General features: G+C 64.4%; 36 protein-coding genes. 35 read left to right on the forward strand and 1 reads right to left on the reverse strand.

Features of this window, described 5'->3' with window-relative positions; all coding sequences use genetic code 11:
* The 21 genes from LZ686_RS17350 to rpmD form a co-directional block, all read left to right on the forward strand.
* A partial coding sequence (locus tag LZ686_RS17350) for an EF-Tu C-terminal domain-related protein (RefSeq protein ID WP_256481230.1) occupies window positions 1–102 on the forward strand: 102 nt, incomplete at its 5' end.
* Between the two features lie 261 nt (window positions 103–363).
* A complete protein-coding gene (gene rpsJ / locus LZ686_RS17355) occupies window positions 364–672 on the forward strand; it encodes a 30S ribosomal protein S10 (RefSeq protein WP_042247848.1) in 309 nt (102 codons plus the stop codon).
* Window positions 673–683: 11 nt separating this feature from the next.
* On the forward strand, window positions 684–1,574 hold the full coding sequence (rplC, locus tag LZ686_RS17360) for a 50S ribosomal protein L3 (RefSeq protein WP_045982165.1): 891 nt from the start codon (window positions 684–686) through the stop codon (window positions 1,572–1,574).
* Window positions 1,574–2,194 carry a 50S ribosomal protein L4 gene (rplD, locus tag LZ686_RS17365; RefSeq protein WP_045982164.1) on the forward strand — a complete coding sequence of 207 codons (621 nt, stop codon included), beginning with the start codon at window positions 1,574–1,576 and terminating at the stop codon, window positions 2,192–2,194. The genes rplC and rplD overlap by 1 nt, the downstream gene beginning before the upstream one ends.
* The gene (locus tag LZ686_RS17370; RefSeq protein WP_046000098.1) at window positions 2,191–2,487 is read left to right on the forward strand and encodes a 50S ribosomal protein L23; all 297 of its coding nucleotides are present in this window, start codon (window positions 2,191–2,193) and stop codon (window positions 2,485–2,487) included. Before rplD ends, LZ686_RS17370 begins: the two co-directional genes overlap by 4 nt.
* Before the next feature lie 93 nt (window positions 2,488–2,580).
* Entirely contained in the window at window positions 2,581–3,420 is an 840-nt protein-coding gene (rplB, locus tag LZ686_RS17375) for a 50S ribosomal protein L2 (RefSeq protein WP_046000099.1), read from the forward strand.
* A gap of 3 nt (window positions 3,421–3,423) precedes the next feature.
* The gene (rpsS, locus tag LZ686_RS17380) at window positions 3,424–3,702 is read left to right on the forward strand and encodes a 30S ribosomal protein S19 (RefSeq protein ID WP_045982161.1); all 279 of its coding nucleotides are present in this window, start codon (window positions 3,424–3,426) and stop codon (window positions 3,700–3,702) included.
* A gap of 5 nt (window positions 3,703–3,707) precedes the next feature.
* On the forward strand, window positions 3,708–4,088 hold the full coding sequence (rplV, locus tag LZ686_RS17385) for a 50S ribosomal protein L22 (RefSeq protein ID WP_042247864.1): 381 nt from the start codon (window positions 3,708–3,710) through the stop codon (window positions 4,086–4,088).
* Complete coding sequence (rpsC, locus tag LZ686_RS17390; RefSeq protein ID WP_045982160.1) at window positions 4,088–4,798, forward strand: 30S ribosomal protein S3; 711 nt, start codon at window positions 4,088–4,090, stop codon at window positions 4,796–4,798. The genes rplV and rpsC overlap by 1 nt, the downstream gene beginning before the upstream one ends.
* Window positions 4,799–4,811: 13 nt before the next feature.
* The gene (gene rplP / locus LZ686_RS17395) at window positions 4,812–5,225 is read left to right on the forward strand and encodes a 50S ribosomal protein L16 (RefSeq protein ID WP_045982159.1); all 414 of its coding nucleotides are present in this window, start codon (window positions 4,812–4,814) and stop codon (window positions 5,223–5,225) included.
* 192 nt (window positions 5,226–5,417) lie between these two features.
* Window positions 5,418–5,624 (forward strand): 50S ribosomal protein L29, encoded by a 207-nt coding sequence (gene rpmC, locus LZ686_RS17400; RefSeq protein ID WP_045982158.1) that lies wholly within the window; start codon window positions 5,418–5,420, stop codon window positions 5,622–5,624.
* A 12-nt stretch (window positions 5,625–5,636) separates the two neighbouring features.
* Window positions 5,637–5,882, forward strand: a complete 246-nt coding sequence (gene rpsQ, locus LZ686_RS17405) for a 30S ribosomal protein S17 (protein WP_045982157.1) — start codon at window positions 5,637–5,639, stop codon at window positions 5,880–5,882.
* A gap of 77 nt (window positions 5,883–5,959) precedes the next feature.
* On the forward strand, window positions 5,960–6,328 hold the full coding sequence (gene rplN / locus LZ686_RS17410; protein ID WP_022708219.1) for a 50S ribosomal protein L14: 369 nt from the start codon (window positions 5,960–5,962) through the stop codon (window positions 6,326–6,328).
* Window positions 6,328–6,633, forward strand: coding sequence for a 50S ribosomal protein L24 (gene rplX, locus LZ686_RS17415; protein WP_045982156.1), 306 nt, complete (start codon window positions 6,328–6,330; stop codon window positions 6,631–6,633). The genes rplN and rplX overlap by 1 nt, the downstream gene beginning before the upstream one ends.
* The gene (gene rplE / locus LZ686_RS17420; RefSeq protein ID WP_045982155.1) at window positions 6,633–7,193 is read left to right on the forward strand and encodes a 50S ribosomal protein L5; all 561 of its coding nucleotides are present in this window, start codon (window positions 6,633–6,635) and stop codon (window positions 7,191–7,193) included. The genes rplX and rplE overlap by 1 nt, the downstream gene beginning before the upstream one ends.
* Window positions 7,194–7,212: 19 nt before the next feature.
* Window positions 7,213–7,518 carry a 30S ribosomal protein S14 gene (gene rpsN, locus LZ686_RS17425; RefSeq protein WP_042247889.1) on the forward strand — a complete coding sequence of 102 codons (306 nt, stop codon included), beginning with the start codon at window positions 7,213–7,215 and terminating at the stop codon, window positions 7,516–7,518.
* A 16-nt stretch (window positions 7,519–7,534) separates the two neighbouring features.
* Window positions 7,535–7,927, forward strand: a complete 393-nt coding sequence (gene rpsH / locus LZ686_RS17430) for a 30S ribosomal protein S8 (protein WP_045982167.1) — start codon at window positions 7,535–7,537, stop codon at window positions 7,925–7,927.
* Window positions 7,928–7,937: 10 nt separating this feature from the next.
* Window positions 7,938–8,471, forward strand: coding sequence for a 50S ribosomal protein L6 (rplF, locus tag LZ686_RS17435; protein ID WP_045982154.1), 534 nt, complete (start codon window positions 7,938–7,940; stop codon window positions 8,469–8,471).
* Between the two features lie 12 nt (window positions 8,472–8,483).
* The gene (gene rplR / locus LZ686_RS17440) at window positions 8,484–8,843 is read left to right on the forward strand and encodes a 50S ribosomal protein L18 (protein ID WP_045982153.1); all 360 of its coding nucleotides are present in this window, start codon (window positions 8,484–8,486) and stop codon (window positions 8,841–8,843) included.
* A 113-nt stretch (window positions 8,844–8,956) separates the two neighbouring features.
* On the forward strand, window positions 8,957–9,526 hold the full coding sequence (rpsE, locus tag LZ686_RS17445; RefSeq protein WP_042247897.1) for a 30S ribosomal protein S5: 570 nt from the start codon (window positions 8,957–8,959) through the stop codon (window positions 9,524–9,526).
* A gap of 12 nt (window positions 9,527–9,538) precedes the next feature.
* Window positions 9,539–9,724, forward strand: coding sequence for a 50S ribosomal protein L30 (gene rpmD, locus LZ686_RS17450; protein ID WP_046000102.1), 186 nt, complete (start codon window positions 9,539–9,541; stop codon window positions 9,722–9,724).
* Window positions 9,725–9,782: 58 nt separating this feature from the next.
* Here the strand turns inward: rpmD and LZ686_RS17455 are convergent, their stop codons facing one another.
* Entirely contained in the window at window positions 9,783–10,409 is a 627-nt protein-coding gene (locus LZ686_RS17455; protein WP_349548607.1) for a hypothetical protein, read from the reverse strand.
* Between the two features lie 233 nt (window positions 10,410–10,642).
* Here LZ686_RS17455 and rplO point away from each other — a divergent pair, with 233 nt between their 5' ends.
* The 14 genes from rplO (at window position 10,643) to LZ686_RS17525 (ending at window position 21,583) form a co-directional block, all read left to right on the forward strand.
* The gene (rplO, locus tag LZ686_RS17460) at window positions 10,643–11,122 is read left to right on the forward strand and encodes a 50S ribosomal protein L15 (RefSeq protein ID WP_045982150.1); all 480 of its coding nucleotides are present in this window, start codon (window positions 10,643–10,645) and stop codon (window positions 11,120–11,122) included.
* Between the two features lie 110 nt (window positions 11,123–11,232).
* A complete protein-coding gene (secY, locus tag LZ686_RS17465) occupies window positions 11,233–12,603 on the forward strand; it encodes a preprotein translocase subunit SecY (protein ID WP_349548608.1) in 1,371 nt (456 codons plus the stop codon).
* A gap of 70 nt (window positions 12,604–12,673) precedes the next feature.
* Entirely contained in the window at window positions 12,674–13,249 is a 576-nt protein-coding gene (locus LZ686_RS17470) for an adenylate kinase (RefSeq protein ID WP_502922028.1), read from the forward strand.
* Between the two features lie 155 nt (window positions 13,250–13,404).
* On the forward strand, window positions 13,405–13,773 hold the full coding sequence (gene rpsM, locus LZ686_RS17475) for a 30S ribosomal protein S13 (RefSeq protein ID WP_045982147.1): 369 nt from the start codon (window positions 13,405–13,407) through the stop codon (window positions 13,771–13,773).
* A 12-nt stretch (window positions 13,774–13,785) separates the two neighbouring features.
* Window positions 13,786–14,175, forward strand: a complete 390-nt coding sequence (gene rpsK, locus LZ686_RS17480; protein ID WP_042247912.1) for a 30S ribosomal protein S11 — start codon at window positions 13,786–13,788, stop codon at window positions 14,173–14,175.
* 114 nt (window positions 14,176–14,289) lie between these two features.
* The gene (locus LZ686_RS17485) at window positions 14,290–15,306 is read left to right on the forward strand and encodes a DNA-directed RNA polymerase subunit alpha (RefSeq protein WP_042247914.1); all 1,017 of its coding nucleotides are present in this window, start codon (window positions 14,290–14,292) and stop codon (window positions 15,304–15,306) included.
* A gap of 108 nt (window positions 15,307–15,414) precedes the next feature.
* Window positions 15,415–15,834 carry a 50S ribosomal protein L17 gene (gene rplQ / locus LZ686_RS17490; protein ID WP_042247916.1) on the forward strand — a complete coding sequence of 140 codons (420 nt, stop codon included), beginning with the start codon at window positions 15,415–15,417 and terminating at the stop codon, window positions 15,832–15,834.
* Window positions 15,835–16,132: 298 nt separating this feature from the next.
* Window positions 16,133–16,744 (forward strand): helix-turn-helix transcriptional regulator, encoded by a 612-nt coding sequence (locus LZ686_RS17495; protein ID WP_045982146.1) that lies wholly within the window; start codon window positions 16,133–16,135, stop codon window positions 16,742–16,744.
* 61 nt (window positions 16,745–16,805) lie between these two features.
* On the forward strand, window positions 16,806–17,396 hold the full coding sequence (locus LZ686_RS17500) for an acyl-homoserine-lactone synthase (protein WP_045982145.1): 591 nt from the start codon (window positions 16,806–16,808) through the stop codon (window positions 17,394–17,396).
* Window positions 17,397–17,459: 63 nt separating this feature from the next.
* Window positions 17,460–18,776: a replication-associated recombination protein A gene (locus tag LZ686_RS17505; RefSeq protein WP_045982144.1), complete on the forward strand. Its 1,317-nt coding sequence runs from the start codon at window positions 17,460–17,462 to the stop codon at window positions 18,774–18,776.
* A gap of 32 nt (window positions 18,777–18,808) precedes the next feature.
* Window positions 18,809–19,168, forward strand: a complete 360-nt coding sequence (crcB, locus tag LZ686_RS17510) for a fluoride efflux transporter CrcB (protein WP_046000107.1) — start codon at window positions 18,809–18,811, stop codon at window positions 19,166–19,168.
* On the forward strand, window positions 19,165–20,220 hold the full coding sequence (locus LZ686_RS17515; RefSeq protein ID WP_045982142.1) for an RluA family pseudouridine synthase: 1,056 nt from the start codon (window positions 19,165–19,167) through the stop codon (window positions 20,218–20,220). The genes crcB and LZ686_RS17515 overlap by 4 nt, the downstream gene beginning before the upstream one ends.
* Window positions 20,217–20,873: an HAD-IA family hydrolase gene (locus LZ686_RS17520; RefSeq protein ID WP_273742591.1), complete on the forward strand. Its 657-nt coding sequence runs from the start codon at window positions 20,217–20,219 to the stop codon at window positions 20,871–20,873. The genes LZ686_RS17515 and LZ686_RS17520 overlap by 4 nt, the downstream gene beginning before the upstream one ends.
* The gene (locus tag LZ686_RS17525) at window positions 20,870–21,583 is read left to right on the forward strand and encodes an ATP12 family chaperone protein (protein WP_349548610.1); all 714 of its coding nucleotides are present in this window, start codon (window positions 20,870–20,872) and stop codon (window positions 21,581–21,583) included. Before LZ686_RS17520 ends, LZ686_RS17525 begins: the two co-directional genes overlap by 4 nt.
* Window positions 21,584–21,693 lie beyond the last annotated feature (110 nt).

Here is a 21,693-nt window from a genome sequence, read left to right on the forward strand (position 1 = left end):
GAGCTGATCGCCCCGATCGCGATGGAAGAGAAGCTGCGCTTCGCCATCCGCGAAGGCGGCCGCACCGTCGGCGCAGGCGTCGTCTCCAAGATCATCAAGTGATCCAGGGCCCGAACGGGCCAAGGAATGCTGTGGGAAAGGCCACCCTTCGGGGTGGCCTTTTTCATGCGGCCTGCGGCGCTTGACGGGCAGGCCGATTTGCGGCATAGGACCGCAACGCTGCCGGTTCGCGAAGAATCGTCGGTTTTGCGCGTGGCCGCCTCATCGTGGGCGGCCTGCGTTTTTTTCGTACGGTCCGATGCTGGCGCCGCGTGGTGCGCCGTCAGCCTCTCGACTGGAACTCCCCGCAAGAGGGATGTCTTTATGCAAAGCCAGAATATCCGGATCCGGCTGAAGGCCTTTGATTACCGTGTGCTGGATGCCAGCACCCAGGAAATCGTCAACACGGCCAAGCGCACCGGCGCGACCGTCCGCGGCCCGATCCCGCTGCCGAACAAGATCGAGAAATTCACCGTCCTGCGCGGTCCGCACATCGACAAGAAGTCGCGCGACCAGTGGGAAATCCGCACGCACAAGCGTCTGCTGGACATCGTCGATCCGACCCCGCAGACCGTTGACGCCCTCATGAAGCTCGACCTCGCCGCTGGCGTGGACGTCGAGATCAAAGTCTGAGGAGGCAGATCATGTTGCGTACTGGTATCATCGCCAAGAAACTGGGCATGACCCGTCTGTTCCTCGAGGACGGCCGTCAGGTTCCCGTCACCGTCCTGCAACTGGACGGCCTGCAGGTCATCGCGCAGCGCACCGCCGCGACCGATGGCTATACCGCCGTCCAGCTGGGCGCCGGCGAAGCGAAAGCAAAGCGCACGACCGCAGCGATGCGCGGTCACTTTGCCAAGGCCTCGGTCGCGCCCAAGCGCAAGATCGTGGAATTCCGCGTTGCGGAAGAGAACCTGATCAACGTCGGTGAGGAGATCACGGCTGACCACTACTTCTCGGGTCAGTATGTGGACATCGCCGGCATCTCGATCGGTAAGGGCTTTGCGGGCGCCATGAAGCGCCACAACTTCGGCGGTCTGCGCGCGTCGCACGGCGTGTCCGTCAGCCACCGTTCGCACGGTTCGACCGGCCAGTGCCAGGACCCCGGCAAGGTGTTCAAGGGCAAGAAGATGGCAGGTCACCTGGGTGCCGTCCGCGTCACCACGCAGAACCTGCAGGTCGTCCGCACGGATTCCGAGCGTGGCCTGATCATGGTCAAGGGCTCGGTTCCGGGCTCGAAGGGTGGCTGGGTCACCGTCAAGGACGCCGTCAAGAAGGCGACGCCCGAGAACCTGATCTATCCGGCCGCCCTGCGGTCCGCCGCCCGCGAAGCCGCGCGCCTGGCTGAGGAAGCCGCCGCCGCCGCCGCCGCCGAGGAAGAAGCCGCCCGCGAGGAGGCCGCCCGTTTGGCCGCTGAGCAGGAAGCCGCCGCCCTGGCCGAGGCCGAAGCCTCGATCAAGTCGGACAAGGACGCTGCCGATCCCAACGCGGAAGAGCCGGCCTCCAATGACGACGCGCCGGAAGGAGACAAGTGATGAAACTTGATGTGATCAAGCTGGATTCCGGCGCAGCCGGGTCGATCGATCTGGCCGACGACATCTTCGGGCTGGAGCCGCGCGGCGACATCCTGCAGCGCGTCGTGCGTTGGCAGCGCGCCAAGGCACAGGCCGGCACCCACTCGGTGCTGGGCAAGTCGGACGTCAGCTACTCGACCAAGAAGATCTATCGCCAGAAGGGCACCGGCGGCGCACGCCACGGCTCCCGCAAGGCGCCGACCTTCCGTCACGGCGGCGTCTACAAGGGTCCGACCCCGCGGTCGCACGCCTTCGATCTGCCCAAGAAGGTCCGTGCCCTGGGTCTGCGTCACGCGCTGTCGGCAAAGGCCACCGCGGGTGAACTGGTCATCATCGAGGATCTGAACCTCGCTGATGCCAAGACCGCAGCCGTCGCCAAGGCCGTCCGTGAGAACGGCTGGAAGCGCGTGCTGGTGATCGACGGTGCCGAAGTGAACGAGAACTTCGCCCGTGCCGCCCGCAACATCGAAGGCGTGGACATCCTGCCGTCGATGGGTGCCAACGTGTATGACATCCTCAAGCGTGATACCCTGGTCATCACGCGCGCCGGTGTCGAAGCTCTGGAGGCTCGTCTGAAATGAGCGCGAAAGCAGAACATTACGACGTGATCGTCAAGCCGATCATCACCGAGAAGGCCACCATGACGTCCGAGAACAACGGCGTCGTGTTCCAGGTCGCCAAGGACTCGAACAAGCCGCAGATCAAGCAGGCCGTCGAGGCCCTGTTCGGCGTCAAGGTGAAGGCGGTCAACACCACCATCACCAAGGGCAAGCAGAAGCGCTTCCGCGGCCAGCTGGGTCGTCGCAGCGACGTCAAGAAGGCCTATGTGACGCTGGAAGCCGGCAGCACCATCGACGTTTCGACCGGTCTCTGATAACCGGACGCAATCTGGCGGCCCCGGCATTCCGGGGCCGCCGCAATTGACTGAAACGGACCACCCTGGTCCAAAGCAACGGAAGACAGAAAGATGGCATTGAAGTCGTACAAACCGACGACGCCTGGCCAGCGTGGGCTGGTTCTGATCGACCGTTCGGAGCTTTGGAAAGGTCGCCCGGTCAAGAGCCTCACCGAGGGTCTGACCAAGAAAGGCGGCCGGAACAACACCGGACGGATCACCATGCGGCGCCAAGGCGGCGGCGCGAAACGCCTGTATCGCATCGTCGATTTCAAGCGCACCAAGTTCGACATGGCCGGCACGGTCGAGCGGATCGAGTACGATCCCAACCGCACCGCCTTCATCGCGCTGATCAAGTACGAGGACGGCGAGCAGGCCTATATCCTGGCACCGCAGCGTCTGGCCATCGGCGACAAGGTCGTCGCGGGTTCCAAGGTCGACGTGAAGCCGGGCAACGCCATGCCCTTCAGCGGCATGCCCATCGGCACGATCGTCCACAACGTCGAGCTGAAGCCCGGCAAGGGCGGCCAGATCGCGCGTTCGGCTGGCACCTATGCCCAGTTCGTGGGTCGTGACGGCGGCTATGCCCAGATCCGCCTGTCCTCGGGCGAGCTGCGCCTGGTCCGTCAGGAGTGCATGGCGACCATCGGCGCCGTGTCGAATGCCGACCATTCGAACCAGAACCTCGGCAAGGCCGGCCGCAACCGCCACAAGGGCATCCGCCCGAGCGTCCGCGGTGTCGCCATGAACCCGATCGACCACCCGCATGGTGGTGGTGAGGGCCGCACCTCGGGTGGCCGCACGCCGGTCACGCCCTGGGGTAAGGACACCAAGGGCAAGAAGACCCGCAGCAACAAGGCGACCGACAAGTACATCTTGCGTTCGCGTCACGCGAAGAAGAAGGGGCGCTGACCTATGGCACGTTCTGTTTGGAAAGGCCCCTTTGTTGACGCCTATGTGCTCAAGAAAGCCGAGAAGGCCCGTGAGTCGGGGAAATCCGACGTCATCAAGATCTGGTCGCGTCGCTCGACCATCCTGCCGCAATTCGTCGGCCTGACCTTTGCCGTCTACAACGGGCACAAGCACATCCCCGTGAACGTCAGCGAAGAGATGATCGGTCAGAAATTCGGTGAATATTCGCCCACGCGCACCTATTACGGGCACGCCGCGGACAAGAAAGCCAAGAGGAAGTAATCGTCATGGGTAAGGAAAACAATCCGCGCCGCGTGGCGGAGAACGAGGCCTTCGCCAAGACGAAGATGCTTCGCACCTCGCCGCAGAAGCTGAACCTGGTGGCTCAGCTGATCCGCGGCAAGAAGGTCGACAAGGCTCTGGCCGACCTGACCTTCTCGCACAAGCGCATCGCCGGCGACGTGAAGAAGTGCCTTCAGTCCGCCATCGCGAACGCCGAGAACAACCACGGTCTGGACGTCGACAACCTGGTCGTCGCCGAGGCATGGGTCGGCAAGAACCTGGTGATGAAGCGTGGCCGTCCGCGGGCACGTGGCCGCTTCGGCAAGATCATGAAGCCGTTTTCGGAAATCACCATCAAGGTGCGCCAAGTCGAGGAGCAAGCGTAATGGGTCAGAAGGTCAATCCGATCGGCATGCGCCTCCAGGTCAACCGCACCTGGGACAGCCGCTGGTACGCCGACGACAAGGACTATGGCAATCTGCTGCTTGAAGACCTGAAGATCCGGGACTTCATCCGCACCGAAGCCAAGCAGGCCGGCATCAGCCGCGTCATCATCGAGCGCCCCCACAAGAAGTGCCGCGTGACCATTCACGCAGCGCGTCCCGGTGTCATCATCGGCAAGAAGGGTGCGGACATCGAGACCCTGCGCAAGAAGCTGGCGAACTTCACCGACAGCGAACTGCACCTGAACATCGTCGAAGTGCGCAAGCCCGACGTCGATGCGCAACTGGTCGCCGAGTCGATCGCTCAGCAGCTGGAGCGTCGCGTGTCGTTCCGCCGCGCGATGAAGCGTTCGGTCCAGAACGCGATGCGCATGGGCGCCCTGGGCATCCGCGTGAACGTCGCCGGCCGTCTGGGCGGCGCCGAGATCGCACGGACCGAGTGGTATCGCGAGGGCCGCGTGCCCCTGCACACCCTGCGGGCCGACATCGACTATGCACTCTGCGAAGCCACGACCCCGTACGGGATCATCGGCGTGAAGGTGTGGATCTTCAAGGGCGAGATCATGGAACATGATCCCCAGGCCCATGATCGCCGCGCTGCCGAGGCCCAGGAAGGTCCGGCCCCCCGTGGTCCGCGCCGCGACGCCCGGTAAGGAGTAGAAAACAATGCTGCAACCGAAACGGACCAAGTTCCGCAAACAGCACAAGGGCCGTATCCACGGCGAGGCAAAGGGCGGTTTCGACCTGAACTTTGGCTCGTTCGCCCTGAAGGCAACCGAACCGGAGCGCGTCACCGCGCGCCAGATCGAGGCGGCCCGCCGCGCGATCACCCGTCACATGAAGCGTCAGGGCCGGGTCTGGATCCGGATTTTCCCGGACGTTCCGGTGTCGTCCAAGCCCACCGAGGTCCGGATGGGTAAGGGCAAGGGTTCCGTCGACTTCTGGGCGGCCCGGGTGCATCCCGGCCGGATCATGTTCGAGATCGACGGCGTGAACGACACCATCGCCCGCGAGGCCCTGCGCCTCGGCGCGATGAAGCTGCCGGTCCTGACCCGCATCGTCGCACGCGAAGACTGGTAAGCGTCGGCCCGCCGGGCCAGCGCGAAAGGGGGCCCCGCCGAGCGATCGGCGGGGCCCCTGCCTTTTCCCGCAAACGGGCTTGCCAAACGGGCGTTCAGCCTGTATGCGCAGGCCTTCATCACGAAACTCCACCGGAATCAGGGTGGCCCTGGCGACAGGGGCTCTCCGGTGATGTTGAAAGGAAGACGCGTCATGGACGCTACCGAACTGAAGTCGAAGACGCCCGACCAGCTGAAGGATCAGCTGGTTGCGCTGAAAAAAGAGGCCTTCAACCTGCGCTTTCAGCAGGCGACCGGCCAGCTGGAAAGCACCGCGCGCATGCGCACCGTCCGTCGCGACGTGGCTCGCGTGAAGACGATTCTGAACCAGAAAGCGGCCGAAGCCGCGGCCTCGAACTAAGGAGCCCGGCCCATGCCCAAACGTATCCTGCAAGGCCGCGTCACCAGCGACAAGAACGAACAGACGATCACCGTCCTGGTCGAGCGCCGCTTCAAGCATCCCGTGCTGCACAAGATCGTGCGGTCGTCGAAGAAATACCGCGCGCATGACGCGCAGAACCAGTTCAAGATCGGGGACACCGTTCGCATCGTCGAATGCGCCCCGATCTCGAAGACGAAACGCTGGACTGTCCTGACGGACGAAGCGGTCAACGCCTGAAGTCCATCATTACAGATCAGAAATGATCGAAACCCTGGGGCCGCAGTCGGCGGTCCCCAAAGGTCGGGAGAAACCAAATGATCCAGATGCAGACCAATCTGGATGTTGCTGATAACTCGGGCGCTCGCCGGGTTCAGTGCATCAAGGTCCTGGGTGGTTCGCACCGTCGCTATGCGTCGGTGGGCGACATCATTGTCGTGTCCGTGAAGGAAGCCATCCCCCGGGGCCGGGTGAAGAAGGGTGACGTCCGCAAGGCCGTCGTCGTTCGCACCGCCAAGGAAGTGAATCGCGAAGACGGAACCTCGATCCGCTTCGACCGCAATGCCGCCGTCATCCTGAACAACCAGGGCGAACCGGTCGGCACCCGTATCTTCGGGCCGGTCGTGCGCGAGCTGCGTGCGAAGAACTTCATGAAGATCATCTCGCTTGCACCGGAGGTGCTGTGATGGCTGCCAAGCTGAAGAAGGGCGACAAGGTCGTCGTGCTGGCCGGCAAGGACAAGGGCAAGCAGGGTGAGATCACCGCTGTCATGCCCAAGGACAACAAGGCCATCGTGGACGGCGTGAATGTCGCCATCCGCCACACCAAGCAGTCCCAGAACAGCCAGGGCGGCCGCGTGTCGAAGGCCATGCCGATCGACCTGTCGAACCTGTCGCTGATGGACAAGAACGGCAAGGCAACCCGCGTCGGCTTCCGCATGGAAGACGGCGGCAAGGTCCGCTTTGCCAAGACCACGGGAGACGTGATCTGATGCTGGACGACGCCAAGTACACGCCCCGCCTGCGCGCGGTGTTCACCGACACCATCAAGGCCGCGCTGAAGGAAGAGTTCAGCTACAAGAACGACATGCAGATCCCGCGTCTGGACAAGATCGTCCTGAACATGGGTGTCGGCGAAGCCGTCAAGGACACCAAGAAGGTCAAGCAGGCGGCCGACGAGCTGTCGCTGATCGCCGGTCAAAAGGCCATCATCACCTATGCCAAGAAGTCGATCGCCGGCTTCCGCGTGCGTGAGGAGATGCCGCTTGGCTGCAAGGTGACCCTGCGCGGCGACCGCATGTACGAATTCCTGGACCGCCTGATCAACATCGCGCTGCCCCGCGTCCGCGACTTCCGCGGCGTGAAGCCGACGTCGTTCGACGGCCGCGGCAACTATGCGATGGGCCTGAAAGAGCACATCGTTTTCCCGGAAATCAACTTCGACAAGGTCGACGAAGTTCTGGGGATGGACATCATCATCTGCACCACCGCGACGACCGACGCGGAAGCGAAGTCGCTGTTGAAGCATTTCAACATGCCGTTCACCAGCTGATCGCGGAGGGAAAGAAGATATGGCAAAGAAATCCATGATCGAGCGCGAGAACAAGCGCGCACGTCTGGTCAAGCAATACGCTGCAAAGCGTGCTGAACTGAACGAGGTCATCAAGGACCAGTCCCGCCCGATGGAAGAGCGGTTCAAGGCCACGCTGAAGCTGGCCGAACTGCCGCGCAACTCGTCGGCGACGCGCCTGCACAACCGGTGCCAACTGACCGGTCGTCCGCATGCGTATTACCGCAAACTGAAACTGTCGCGGATCATGCTGCGCGAGCTCGGCTCGCACGGTCAGATCCCCGGCCTGGTCAAGTCCAGCTGGTAAGGGGGCACATACCATGATGAACGATCCTCTCGGCGATATGCTGACCCGCATCCGCAATGCGCAGATGCGCGGCAAATCGACCGTACGCACCCCCGCCTCCAAGCTGCGTGCCTGGGTTCTGGACGTGCTGAAGAACGAAGGTTACATCCGCGGCTACGAGGAAGTGACCACCACCGAGGGCCACAAAGAGCTGGAAATCGGGCTGAAATACCACGACGGAACCCCGGTCATCCGGGAACTGTCGCGCGTGTCGAAGCCGGGTCGCCGGGTCTATGCCGGGTCCAAGGAAATCCCGCAGGTCCGTCAGGGTCTGGGCGTCTCGATCGTCTCGACTCCCAAGGGCGTCATGTCGGATGCAGCGGCTCGCAATGCCAATGTTGGCGGCGAAGTCCTCTGCACCGTGTTCTAAGGAGGGCAGAATGTCTCGTATTGGTAAGAAGCCGGTCGAACTGCCCAAGGGCGTGACGGCCGAGATCAAGGGTCAGACCATCGAAGTGAAGGGGCCGAAGGGCACCCGTCATTTTACGGCGACCGATGATGTGGATCTGGTGCTGGAAGATGGCTCCGTCGCGGTCAAGCCGCGCGGAACGTCCAAGCGTGCGCGCCAGCAGTGGGGGATGACCCGCTCGATGATCGAGAACCTGACCGTGGGCGTGTCCACCGGGTTCAAGAAGGAGCTGGAGATCCAGGGTGTGGGTTACCGCGCCAACATGCAGGGCAAGGACCTGAAGTTGGCTCTGGGCTACTCGCATGACGTGATCTTCGAGGTGCCGGAAGGCGTCACGGTGTCGTCTCCGAAGCAGACCGAAATCGTTGTGGAAGGCATTGACCAGCAGCTTGTTGGCCAGGTCGCAGCGAACATCCGCGAGTGGCGCAAGCCCGAGCCCTACAAGGGCAAGGGTATCCGCTACAAGGGCGAGTTCGTGTTCCGCAAGGAAGGCAAGAAGAAGTAAGGGGCGCATGAAATGGCACTGAAAAAGCAAGAGCTGTTCCAGAAGCGCCGCCTGCGCGTTCGGAACAAGCTGCGGGCGATGTCGAACGGCCGTCCGCGGATGTCGATCCACCGGTCCTCGAAGAACATCTTCGTGCAGGTGATCGACGACCTGAAGGGCGTGACCCTGGCTTCGGCCAGCACGCTGGAGAAGGACCTGGGCCTGATCGGCAAGAACAACGTCGAGGCTGCGGCCAAGATCGGTTCGACCATCGCCGAGCGTGCGAAAGCCGCTGGCGTGGAAGAAGTCGTGTTCGACCGCGGCGGCTTCATCTTCCACGGCAAGGTTAAGGCTCTGGCCGACGCCGCCCGTGAAGGTGGTCTGAAGTTCTGATCCTGCGGACGGCGCCAGCCCCAGTGGCGGCGCCGTCCCGATGATCCGGGAACATCCGTTCACCGGGATCGACACAACCGGCGCCGCGCGCGCCCGCGTACAAGGAATGCCTCATGGCAGAACGTGACAACAACCGCCGGGGCGGTCGCAACGACCGCGAAGAGAACCCGGAATTCCAGGACCGCCTGGTTGCAATCAACCGCGTGTCCAAGACGGTCAAGGGCGGCAAGCGCTTTGGCTTTGCGGCTCTCGTCGTCGTCGGTGACCAGCGCGGCCGCGTCGGTTTCGGCAAGGGCAAGGCCAAAGAGGTCCCCGAGGCGATCCGCAAGGCGACCGAGCAGGCCAAGCGCGGCCTGATCCGCGTCCCGCTGCGTGACGGCCGTACCCTGCACCACGACATCGAAGGTCGTCATGGCGCCGGCAAGGTCATCATGCGCACGGCCGTCGCCGGTACCGGCATCATCGCAGGCGGCCCGATGCGCGCCGTGTTCGAGATGCTGGGCGTGCAGGACGTCGTGGCCAAGTCGCAGGGGTCGCAGAACCCCTACAACATGATCCGCGCCACCCTGGACGGTCTGAAGAAAGAGTCGAGCCCCCGCAGCGTCGCGACCCGTCGCGGCAAGAAAGTGGCCGACATCCTGCCCTCGAACGACAAGCCGGCTGACGCCGCTGTCGAAGCGTAAGGAGCGAGACGCATGGCAACCATCGTCGTCAAGCAGATCGGATCGCCGATCCGCCGCCCCAAGGACCAGCTGGCCACCTTGAAGGGCCTGGGCCTGAACAAGATGAACCGCACCCGCGAGCTGGAGGATACCCCCTCCGTGCGCGGCATGGTCAACAAGATCCCGCACCTGGTGGCGATCATCGAAGAAAAGGCCTGATCCCCGCGGTCAGGACAGTGAAACGCCCCGCCATTGCGGGGCGTTTTGCGTTTCAGCGCTATTCGCGGCAGGCATAGAGCGTGCCGCCCACCGCCACGACCGATACAGCAGCCCCGGTCAGCAGCACCGGAGAGGCCGCGACCGCCGCTGCCGCACCGCCAAGCGAGGCCATGGCCCCGGACACCGCCGTGCCCGCGCCGCTGAGGATCACGGCCCCGGACGCATCGGGCAGCGCCTGCAGCCCCTGCACGGACCGCCTGGCCGCGGCACCCGACAGCGCCCCCGCGGCGGCGGTCGTCTGGTTCACGCGGCGGCAGACGGCGCGGGTCTGGCTGCGGCACACGCCCCAGGCATCCCGCGCCCCCAAGTCATAGCCCATCACCGATTCGCTGGCCTTGTCGAAGCGGAGGCAGAAGGGCAGGCGTTCCTCGTCCGTCAGTTCGGGCGTCAGGCTGCGCAGGACGACATAGCTGGGGCAGTCGTGGCGCCCGATGCGGGTGGCCAGCTGTTCGCGGCGCGAATAGGTGTCCGACAGCCGCGCCTCGGCCTTGTCATAGCCCATGACGACATCGCGGTCATTGATACGGGCGGTGCAGAAGGTCGGCTCTGCCTCCTGCGCGGCGACGGGCGCGGCCGGCAGGGCGGAGAGCAGGGCAAGGATGGGGATCAGGGCAAGGCGGGGCATGGCAACTTCCGGTAGTATCGGGGATGGCCCATGCGTGTGGCAGGGGAGCGCGCCACTCAAGACACAAGATGGTGTCGGGCGTGATTGGTAACGCCCCTGTGGCGGGATCGCTTGAAAGATGCGGGCATTGCGCGTATAGGGCCCCGGTGCTCAATGGCACAGTGATTCAACAAGCAAGAAAAGCCGTGGCCCCCTGTTTCGCTTCGAGGGAGTGTCCGGCAAGGAGAAGCGACATGAAACTGCATGAAATCCGCGACAATGATGGCGCGAACCGCTCGAAGAAGCGCGTTGCGCGTGGTCCGGGCTCGGGCAAGGGCAAGACCGCCGGCCGGGGTATCAAGGGCCAGAAGTCGCGCTCGGGCGTCGCCCTGGGCGGATACGAAGGCGGCCAGATGCCGCTGTATCGCCGCCTGCCCAAGCGCGGCTTCAGCAAGCCGAACGCAAAGTCGTTCGCCGTCGTGAACCTGGGCCAGATCCAGGGCTTCATCGATGCGGGCAAGATCGACGGCAAGGCAGAGCTGACCGAAGACGCGCTGGTCGCATCGGGTCTGGTCCGCCGCAAGCTGGACGGCATCCGTCTGCTGGCCACCGGCGAGCTGAAGTCGGGCATGACCATCACCGTCACCGGTGCCTCGAAAGCCGCGATCGACGCGGTCGAGAAGGCGGGCGGCAAGGTCAACCTGCCGGCAGCGCGCGACGCGGCGGCCGAATAAGCTGTTGAAGGGGGCTTTCCTGCCCCATAGATAGCATCTAGGTTTTCAGGCGCCGCCGGTCCCCGCGAAAACGGGTCGGCGGCGCTGTCATGACACGGGACATAAACAGCATGGCGTCAGCCGCAGAACAGATGGCCGCGAACCTCTCCTGGGGGCAGCTCGGCAAGGCCACGGAACTTCGCCAGCGGATCTGGTTCACGATCGGTGTGCTGATCATGTACCGCATCGGCACCTATATTCCGGTGCCCGGCATCGACGGCGCGGCGCTGCGCAACTTCATGGAGCAGGCCTCGACGGGCATCGGCGGCATGCTGTCCATGTTCACCGGCGGCGCGCTTGGCCGGATGGGTGTCTTTGCCCTGGGCATCATGCCCTACATCTCGGCCTCGATCATCGTGCAGCTGCTGACCTCGATGGTCCCGTCGCTGGAGCAGCTGAAGAAGGAAGGCGAGACCGGCCGCAAGAAGATCAACCAGTACACCCGCTACGGCACCGTGGCGCTGGCGCTGTTCCAGGCATACGGCCTGGCACGCAGCCTGGAGGCCGGCGGCCTGGCGCATGAACCCGGCCTGTTCTTCCAAGCATCGGTGGTCATCACCTTGGTTGGCGGAACCATGTTCCTGATGTGGCTGGGCGAACAGATCACCGCACGCGGCGTCGGCAACGGCATCTCGCTGATCATCTTCGTGGGCATCCTGGCCGAAATCCCGGCCGCGCTGGCCACCTTCTTCCAGCAGGGCCGCACGGGCGCTATCTCGACCCCGGTGATCCTGTTCGTGATCGTGATGCTGGTGGCGATCATCGCCTTCGTCGTGTTCATGGAACGCGCGCTGCGCAAGATCCGCATCCAGTATCCCCGGCGCCAGGTCGGCATGAAGGTCTATGACGGCCAGACCAGCCACCTGCCGGTCAAGGTCAATCCCGCGGGCGTGATCCCGGCGATCTTCGCCAGCTCGCTGCTGCTGCTGCCGATCACCATCTCGACCTTCTCGGGGAACGAGACCGGTCTGATCATGTCGGTGATCCTGGCCTATTTCGGGCCCGGCCAGCCGCTGTACCTGCTGTTCTTCGCGGCGATGATCGTGTTCTTCACCTATTTCTACACGCAGAACGTCTCGTTCAAGACCGATGACGTGGCCGAGAACCTGAAGAACCAGGGCGGCTTCATTCCGGGCATCCGTCCGGGCAAGCGGACCCAGGACTATCTGGATTACGTGGTGAACCGCCTGCTGGTGATCGGCTCTGCATATCTGGCGCTGGTCTGCCTGATGCCCGAGATCCTGCGCGACCAGTTCTCGATCCCGGTCTATCTGGGCGGAACCTCGGTCCTGATCGTGGTGTCGGTCACGATGGACACGATCAATCAGGTTCAGAGCCACCTGCTGGCGCACCAGTACGAGGGGCTGATCGAGAAATCCCAGCTGCGCGGCAAGCGCAAGCCGGGCACCGCCAAGCCGCGCCGCCTGCCGTCGCGCCGCTGAGGGCGCGACCGTACCGACGACACGACAAGGCCGCATCAATGGCCACCTGAGGGGGACAGACGCCATGACCATCAACATCATCCTGTTGGGGCCGCCGGGTGCCGGCAAGGGAACCCAAGCCGGCCGCCTTGTGGCCGACAAGGGCCTTGTCCAGCTGTCCACCGGGGACATGCTGCGTGCCGCCCGGTCGTCGGGGACCGAGATGGGCCGTCGCGTCGCCAAGGTCATGGACCGGGGCGAACTGGTCACGGACGAGATCGTCATCGGCCTGATCCGCGAGCAGCTTGAGAAGGGCGGCAAGGGCTTCATCTTCGACGGCTTCCCCCGGACGCTGGCGCAGGCGGATGCCTTGGGGCGCCTTCTGGCCGAATCCGGCATGGCGCTGGACGCGGTGATCGAACTGCAGGTCGACGACGAGGCCCTGGTCGGACGGATCGTGAAGCGCGCCGAGGAATCGCGCGCCGCTGGTCAGCCGGTGCGCCGCGACGACACCCCCGAGGTCTTTGCCGACCGCCTGCGCGAATACTATAAGAAGACCGCGCCGCTGCTGGGCTACTACTACGCCAAGGGCAACCTGCAGACCGTCGACGGCATGGCACCGATGGAGCAGGTCGCCGCCCAGATCGCGGCAAAGCTGCCTGCTTGACGACGCGGCGATCTGCCGCTAGTTCACGTCATCTCGCAAGAGAATCACCCGGATCGCGGGTGGACCATCGATTTGGCCCGGAGGCACAGCTTTCGGGCCTTGCGTTGTGAAAAAAGGTTCCGGCGTTACGGAACCGCAACTGAAAAGGAAAACGCGTGGCTCGTATTGCTGGCGTCAACATTCCGACGGGGAAACGCGTCCCCATCGCTCTGACCTATATCCACGGCATCGGCGACCTGTACGCCGCTCAGATCTGCGAAGCGACCGGCATCGACACGTCGCGCCGCATCAACGATCTGTCGGACGCAGAAGTCCTGGCCATCCGCGAATACATCGATGCCAACCTGACCGTCGAGGGCGACCTGCGCCGCGAAGTCCAGATGAACATCAAGCGCATGATGGACCTGGGCTCGTATCGCGGTCTTCGCCACCGTCGCGGCCTTCCGGTCCGCGGTCAGCGCACGCATACCAATGCGCGCACCCGCAAGGGCCCGGCCAAGCCGATCGCCGGCAAGAAGAAATAAGGGGCAAGCGACATGGCACGTGACAAGACCCGCATGAAGCGCAAGGAACGCAAGAACATCGCCACCGGCGTTGCGCATGTGAACTCCAGCTTCAACAACACCAAGATCCTGATCTCGGACGTCCAGGGCAACGCCATCGCCTGGTCCTCGGCCGGCACGATGGGCTTCAAGGGTTCGCGCAAATCGACCCCTTACGCCGCCCAGATGGCTGCCGAAGATGCCGGCCGCAAGGCGCAGGAACACGGCGTCCGCACGCTGGACGTCGAAGTCCAGGGCCCCGGTTCGGGCCGCGAATCGGCTCTGCGCGCGCTGGCCGCTGCCGGCTTCAACATCACGGCCATCCGTGACGTGACGCCGATCGCGCATAACGGCTGCCGCCCGCCCAAGCGCCGTCGCGTCTGATCCTGGATCATCATTGACCGGCCCGTGCGTCCGCGCATGGGCCGGACTTTCGCATTTCACCTCGGGCGTTTCCGGCCACGGTCATGGGCAGGAAGCAAGTATGGAGGAAAATCCATGATCCACAAGAATTGGGCCGAACTGATCAAGCCGACCCAGCTGGTCGTCAAGCCGGGCGCCGACGCGACCCGCACGGCCACCCTGGTCGCCGAGCCGCTGGAGCGGGGCTTCGGCCTGACGCTTGGCAACGCGTTGCGCCGGGTGCTGATGTCGTCGCTGCAGGGCGGTGCCATCACGGCCGTGCAGATCGACAACGTCCTGCACGAGTTCAGCAGCGTCGCCGGCGTCCGCGAGGACGTGACCGACATCGTGCTGAACCTGAAGGGCGTCACGCTGAAGATGGACGTCGAGGGCCCCAAGCGCCTGACGCTGTCCGCCAAGGGTCCGGGCGAGGTTAAGGCCAGCGACATCCAGGAAACGGCCGGCATCACGGTTCTGAACCGTGACCACGTCATCTGCCATCTGGATGACGGCGCCGAGTTGAACATGGAACTGACCGTGCAGACGGGCAAGGGCTATGTCGCTGCCGACAAGAACCGTCCCGAGGATGCTCCCATCGGCCTGATCCCGATCGACGCGATCTTTTCTCCGGTCAAGCGCGTCAGCTATGAGGTGCAGCCCACCCGTGAGGGCCAGGTGCTGGACTATGACAAGCTGACCATGAAGATCGAGACCGACGGGTCGCTGACGCCGGAAGACGCCGTGGCCTATGCCGCGCGCATCGTTCAGGATCAGCTGTCCGTGTTCGTCAACTTCGACGAGCCGGAAGCCGCGAACCGCCAGGACAGCGACGATGGCCTGGAATTTGATCCGCGCCTGCTGAAGAAGGTCGACGAGCTTGAGCTGTCGGTCCGCTCGGCGAACTGCCTGAAGAACGACAACATTGTCTATATCGGCGACCTGATCCAGAAGACCGAGGCAGAGATGCTGCGGACCCCGAACTTCGGCCGCAAGTCCTTGAACGAGATCAAGGAAGTGCTGTCGGGCATGGGCCTGCATCTGGGCATGGACGTGGTCGACTGGCCGCCGGAAAACATCGAGGACCTGGCCAAGCGTTTCGACGACCAGTTCTGAGATCACGGCGGGGGGTGACCCCCGCTGACCACCGGGCATCTGCCCCAAGGAGAGCGGCCCGCACGCATGGGCCGCCGGACAAAGCAAAACACGCTGTAGGAGATCATCATGCGTCACGCCCGTGGCTATCGCCGCCTCAACCGTACCCACGAACACCGCAAGGCGCTGTTCGCCAACATGTCCGGCTCGCTGATCGAGCACGAGCAGATCAAGACCACCTTGCCGAAAGCCAAGGAACTGCGTCCGATCGTCGAGAAGCTGATCACGCTGGCCAAGCGTGGCGATCTGCACGCCCGCCGTCAGGCGAACGCCCAGCTGAAGCAGGACATGCATGTCGCCAAGCTGTTCGACGTTCTGGGTGAGCGTTACAAGGACCGCCAGGGCGGCTATGTCCGCATCATGAAGGCCGGCTTCCGCTATGGCGACATGGCGCCCATGGCGATCATCGAACTGGTCGACCGCGACACCAGCGCCAAGGGTGCCGCCGACCGTGCGCGCCTGGAATCGGAATTCACTGCCGAAGACTGATCGCGCAGCCCGGATGGGCCAGTGATTTAGACCCCGTCGCAAGAGATTGCGGCGGGGTTTGCTAATTTAGCACAGCCAAAACGCGTTGACGTAGAGGAACGAAAAATTCTTCACCTTCCGCGAGTGGCTTCGCGTATGTATCATCCACGGACGGAATGTTGGTGAGCGTAGCGCCGATTCCGCGAGGGAGGGTGATGTATTTTATCGCGAAGCCGAGGACGTTAACCAAATCGAAACTTCGATGGGTCACAACTTGTTTGAACCTTGACCTCAATCATTTCAACATATCCAAAAAGCCATGTCATCTCGTGCAGACATAAATGCAGATCTCCGAAAGCTGGGCAAGCATGCCCTGTCCGGCTATTTCGTTGGGCTGCATATCCGTTTCGCTGCACCGCTGATGCAGTTTCAGACCTATGACGAAAAATGGTCCGAATTTTATTCCCAGAACGGCTATGCCCTGCGCGATCCGACAATCGCCTGGGGGTTCTCGACGACCGGCGCCTGCCGGTGGTCCGCGCTGCCGATCCCAGACCCGTTCAACATCCTCAAGGATGCCGCAGATCACGGGCTGATCTTCGGTTTGACCGTGTCCCACGGTCCGATCGCATCGCGCACCATCGCGTCCTTCGCGCGCGCTGATCGCGAACTTTCCGATGCCGAGATCGAGGAGATCTCGACCACGGTACGGCGGCTTCACGACATGACCGAGCCGCCTGCGAGCCTGACAAAGGCTCAGAAAGAAGCCCTTCGATGCATTGCGGAGGGGGATCGTCATGCAGCAGCGGCTGCCAAGCTTGGTATTACCGAAAGCGCGTTCAAGGCAAGGTTGATTTCTGTCCGGGAACGCCTGAAGGCGCGGACGACCGCCGAGGCGCTGCAGAGGGCCAAGGAATACCGTTTGCTGTAGATGTGTCGCCCAAGGGGTCCGCGAGGCGAGGAAGGGTGCCCTCACACCCCAGGAGTATCAGATGCAGACGACAACACTTTCTTTTTCAAATCTTCACAACCACGGCGAATTGTTTGCCAACCTGTTTCGCGCCCGGAAGCAGAGCTTCATTATCCAGAAGAACTGGGATTTGCCCGAATCCGAGGATATGGAGTTCGACCAGTATGACACCCCGCAAAGCCGCTGGATCGCCATCCATGACCGGACCGAAGTTCTGGCCGGAATCCGCCTGACCCCGACGACCGCGCGCTGCGGCATCTATTCCTACATGATCCGCGACGCGCAGGAGGGGATCCTGGGCGGCAGCATTCCCCAGGACCTGCTGTTCGAGAAGGCGCCCGTCGACCCGCATGTGTGGGAATGCTCGCGCGTGTTCGTCAGCCACTCCATCCCGCAGATGTACCGGCGCAAGGTGCACTTCAAGATGGTCGAGGCGATGACCGGATCGGCCCGAGACATGGGCGCGACCAAGCTGATCGCGCTGACCGGGTCGAACTGGCCGCGCTGGTACGGTCGCTGCGGCCTGTCCGCCGTCGCCCTGGGGCGTCCGCTGTTCATCGACGACGGTGAGTTCCAGTGCGTGGCGATCGACCTGGCCACCAAGATGCACTGACCGTCGATGGCCCTGCGAACAGGGCTGTCGCGCCTGCCCGGACATGCCTAGAATGGCCGCGTCATGGCAGATCTGTTCGATACCGCACCGCAGGCAGACCCCCCGTCCGGGACGGGGGCAAGGCCGCTGGCCGACCGCATCCGACCCACCCGCCTGTCCGAGGTCATCGGTCAGGCGAAGGTGCTGGGCCCCGACGGGCCGCTTGGCAGCATGCTGGCGTCGGGCAGCCTGTCGTCGCTGATCCTGTGGGGCCCGCCGGGCGTCGGCAAGACGACCATCGCCCGCCTGCTGGCGGACGAGACCGATCTGGCATTCGTGCAGATCAGCGCCATCTTTACCGGCGTGCCCGACCTGCGGAAGGTCTTTGACGCTGCCCGCCTGCGGCGCAGCCAGGGTCGCGCCACGCTGCTGTTCGTCGACGAGATCCACCGGTTCAACAAGGCGCAGCAGGACAGCTTTCTGCCGCATATGGAGGACGGCACGATCCTTCTGGTCGGCGCCACGACAGAGAACCCGTCCTTTGAGCTGAACGCCGCGGTCATGTCGCGGGCCCAGGTCGTCGTGCTGGAGCGTCTGACGCTGGCGGATCTGGAGCTGCTGGCGCAACGCGCGGAACGCGAACTGGGACGCAAGCTGCCCCTGACGGCGCAGGCGCGCGACACCCTGCTGGAGATGGCCGATGGCGACGGCCGTGCCGCGCTGAACCTGATCGAGCAGGTGGCCGCCTGGAAGGTCGAGGGCAAGGTCGATCCCGACGCCTTGGCGAAACGTCTGAACAAGCGTGCGCCCAAGTACGACAAGTCGGGCGAGGAGCATTTCAACCTGATCTCAGCCCTGCACAAGTCGGTGCGGGGCAGTGACCCGGACGCTGCGCTGTACTGGCTGGCGCGCATGCTGGAGGGGGGAGAGGACCCGCGCTATCTGGCGCGGCGTATCACGCGCATGGCGATCGAGGATATCGGCCTGGCCGATCCTGCCGCCGCCCGGCACTGCCTGGATGCCTGGGCGCTGTACGAGCGGCTTGGTTCGCCCGAGGGGGAACTGGCCCTTGGCCAGGCGGTCATCTATCTGGCGCTGGCGCCGAAATCGAATGCTGGATACGCGGCGTACAAGAACGCGCGGGCCGAGGCCCGGCGCACGGGCAGCCTGATGCCCCCCGCCCATATCCTGAACGCGCCCACCAAGATGATGAAGGAGCAGGGATACGGCGCGGGCTACGCCTATGACCACGACGCCGAAGACGGGTTCAGCGGCCAGAACTATTTCCCCGACGGGCTGAAGCGCCCGGTCCTCTACACGCCCGTCGAACGCGGGTTCGAACGCGAGCTGAAACGCCGCCTGGACTGGTTCGTCAGCCAGCGGCTGAAGCGCGGCGGTTGACTTTACGCGCGCGGGGCCACACAGACGCGCGCATGAACCCCTTTCTGCAAGTCGCCATTGGCGGGGCCCTCGGGGCGACCTGCCGCTATGCCATCTATCGCGTCATGCCGCTGGCATGGTCGGCGACGCTGCTGGTCAATGTGGCGGGCAGCTTTGCGATGGGGCTGCTGGCCGCATTGCTGGCGCACAGGCTGGGCAATGCCTGGGCGCCGTTCCTGCTGACCGGCGTGCTGGGGGGATTCACGACGTTTTCGGCCTTTTCGCTGGATGTGCTGACGTTGTGGGAACGGGGTCAGGGCGTCATGGCGCTGGCCTATGTGGGGCTTTCGGTCCTGCTGTCGCTGGCGGCCGTGATGGCCGGACTGGCCTTGGGACGAGGGATTTGGGCATGAGTGCCGTGCAGACCATCATTGTCGGCGACGACGACGCAGAGATGCGGCTGGATCGCTGGCTGAAGAAACGCTTTCCGCAGCTGTCGCAAGTGGCCATCGAGAAGATGTGCCGCAAGGGAGAGCTGCGCATCGACGGGGGGCGCGTCAAGGCCGCCACCCGCATCGCGCCGGGCCAGGAGGTCCGCGTGCCGCCGCTGCCCGAACCCGGCCCCGCGGCCGAACGGTCCGAACGCCCGCTTGGGCCGCGTGTGACCGACAGCGATGCCGAGATGATCCAGGCCGCCGTCCTGTGGAAGGACGAGCATATCATCGCGCTGAACAAGCCGCCAGGTCTGCCCAGCCAGGGCGGCAGCGGGCTGGGCGGGCGTCACGTCGACGGCCTGACCACCGCGCTGCTGTTCGGGTTCAAGGAGCGTCCCAAGCTGGTGCACCGGCTGGACAAGGACACGTCGGGCGTCCTGCTGCTGGCGCGGACCGACCGCGTGGCGCGGGCCCTGTCTGAGGCGTTCCGGTCGCGCACCACGCGCAAGATCTATTGGGCGGCGGTCGCGGGCGTGCCGCATCCGCGGATGGGCACGATCCGCTATGGCCTGGTCAAGGGCGGGCAGGGCCGGGGCGGCGACAACGAGAAGATGATCGCCGTCCACCCCCGCGACATCGACGCGACCGAGGGCGCGAAACGCGCCACGACCGATTACGCCGTGCTGGACGCGCTGGCCACGCGGGCCAGCTGGTGCGCGCTGGTGCCGATCACGGGCCGCACCCATCAGCTGCGCGCCCATATGGCCGAACTGGGCCATCCGATCGTGGGCGACGGCAAGTACGGCGGATCGGGGCAAGAGAATCTGGGCGATGGCTGGGGCGCGCAGCTGGGCGGAGAGATCAGCAAGAAGCTGCACCTGCACGCGCGCTCGATCACCTTCGACCATCCGATCACCAAGAAACGCATGACCATCACCGCGCCCTTGCCCGACCATATGGGCAGGACCTGGAAATCCGTCGGCTGGCACGAGAACGACGTGCCCGACGATCCGTTTGCGGATGACGCATGAGGCTGGTCGTCTTTGACGTCGACGGCACGCTGGTCGACAGCCAGAACCACATCACCCACGCGATGGGCTTTGCCTTTGACCAGGTCGGCCTGACGCCGCTGCCGAAATCGCAGGTCCTGTCCATCGTCGGGCTGTCGCTGCCCGTGGCGGTCGCCCAGCTGGCGCCGGACGTCGATGCGGACACGCAGGCGCGGATCGTGGCGGGCTACAAGGAAAGCTTCATGCGCGCGCGGCTGGACAGTGCCGCGCCGCTGTATCCGGGCGCGATGGAATGCCTGGACCGGCTGGCCGACCGCGACGACCTGCTGCTGGCGGTGGCGACGGGCAAGTCGCGCCGGGGCCTGGATGCGATGATCGCAGCGCACGGTCTGCAGGGGCGGTTCCTCAGCCTGCAGACGGCGGACGGGCATCCCTCCAAGCCGCATCCCTCGATGCTGCACGCGGCCCTGGCCGAGACGGGGACCGAGGCCGGGCGCGCCGTCATGGTCGGCGATACCAGCTTTGACATGGAGATGGCGCGGGCGGCCGGGCTGGCCGGTTTCGGCGTCAGCTGGGGCTATCACCCCGCGCATGCGCTGCAGGATGCCGGGGCGATCCGGATCCTGGACGATTTTACCGGACTGACAACGGCCATCGAGGAGTGGGCGGCATGAGCGAATGGAAGGCGCGCAGGTTCTGGACCGATGCGGACCTGCGACCCGCGGATGGCGGGTTCGAGATCATGCTGGACAGCCGCGTCCTGCGGACGCCCGGAAAGCATGCGCTGGTCCTGCCGACCGAGGCGCTGGCCCGCGCCGTGGCAGACGAATGGCTGGCCCAGGGCGAGGTGATCGCGCCGCAGACCATGCCGCTGACCCGCGCCGTGAACTCTGCCGTCGAGAAGGTGGCCCCGCAATTCGATGCGGTCGCGGCCATGCTTGCCAATTATGGCGGCACCGATCTGCTGTCCCATCGGGCAACCGATCCGCAATCGCTGATCGACCTGCAGGCGCGCGAATGGGATCCGCTGATCGACTGGTCCGCCCGGCATCTGGACGCGCCGCTGCGGGTCACGCAGGGGGTGATTCCCATCGATCAGGACCAAGGCGCGCTTGACCGCCTGCATGCGCGTGTACGCGCGCAGGACCAGTGGGGGCTGACCGCGCTGCACGATCTGGTGACGATTCCCGGATCGCTGATCCTGGGCCTGGCGGTGATCGAGGGTCGCATCGACGGAGCCGAGGCGCACCGCCTGTCCCGCATCGACGAGGATTTCCAAGCCGAACGATGGGGCGCGGACGAAGAGGCGGCCGAGGCGGCCGAGGGCCGGCGCCTGTCCATACTTTCGGCAGAACGGCTGTGGAGCCTGTCCCGCCGGGGTTGAAAGCGCTTGCGCGACTGGACGGGGTTCTTGACGCGGCAACTTGTATCGGCACAATACCGCCTAATAGGACGGCAGCCGCTGTCGTGCTATGCCGACAAGGACCCCCCGAA

The sequence above is a fragment of the Paracoccus sp. NFXS7 genome (assembly GCF_040148865.1).
Taxonomy (GTDB): Bacteria; Pseudomonadota; Alphaproteobacteria; order Rhodobacterales; family Rhodobacteraceae; genus Paracoccus; species Paracoccus marcusii.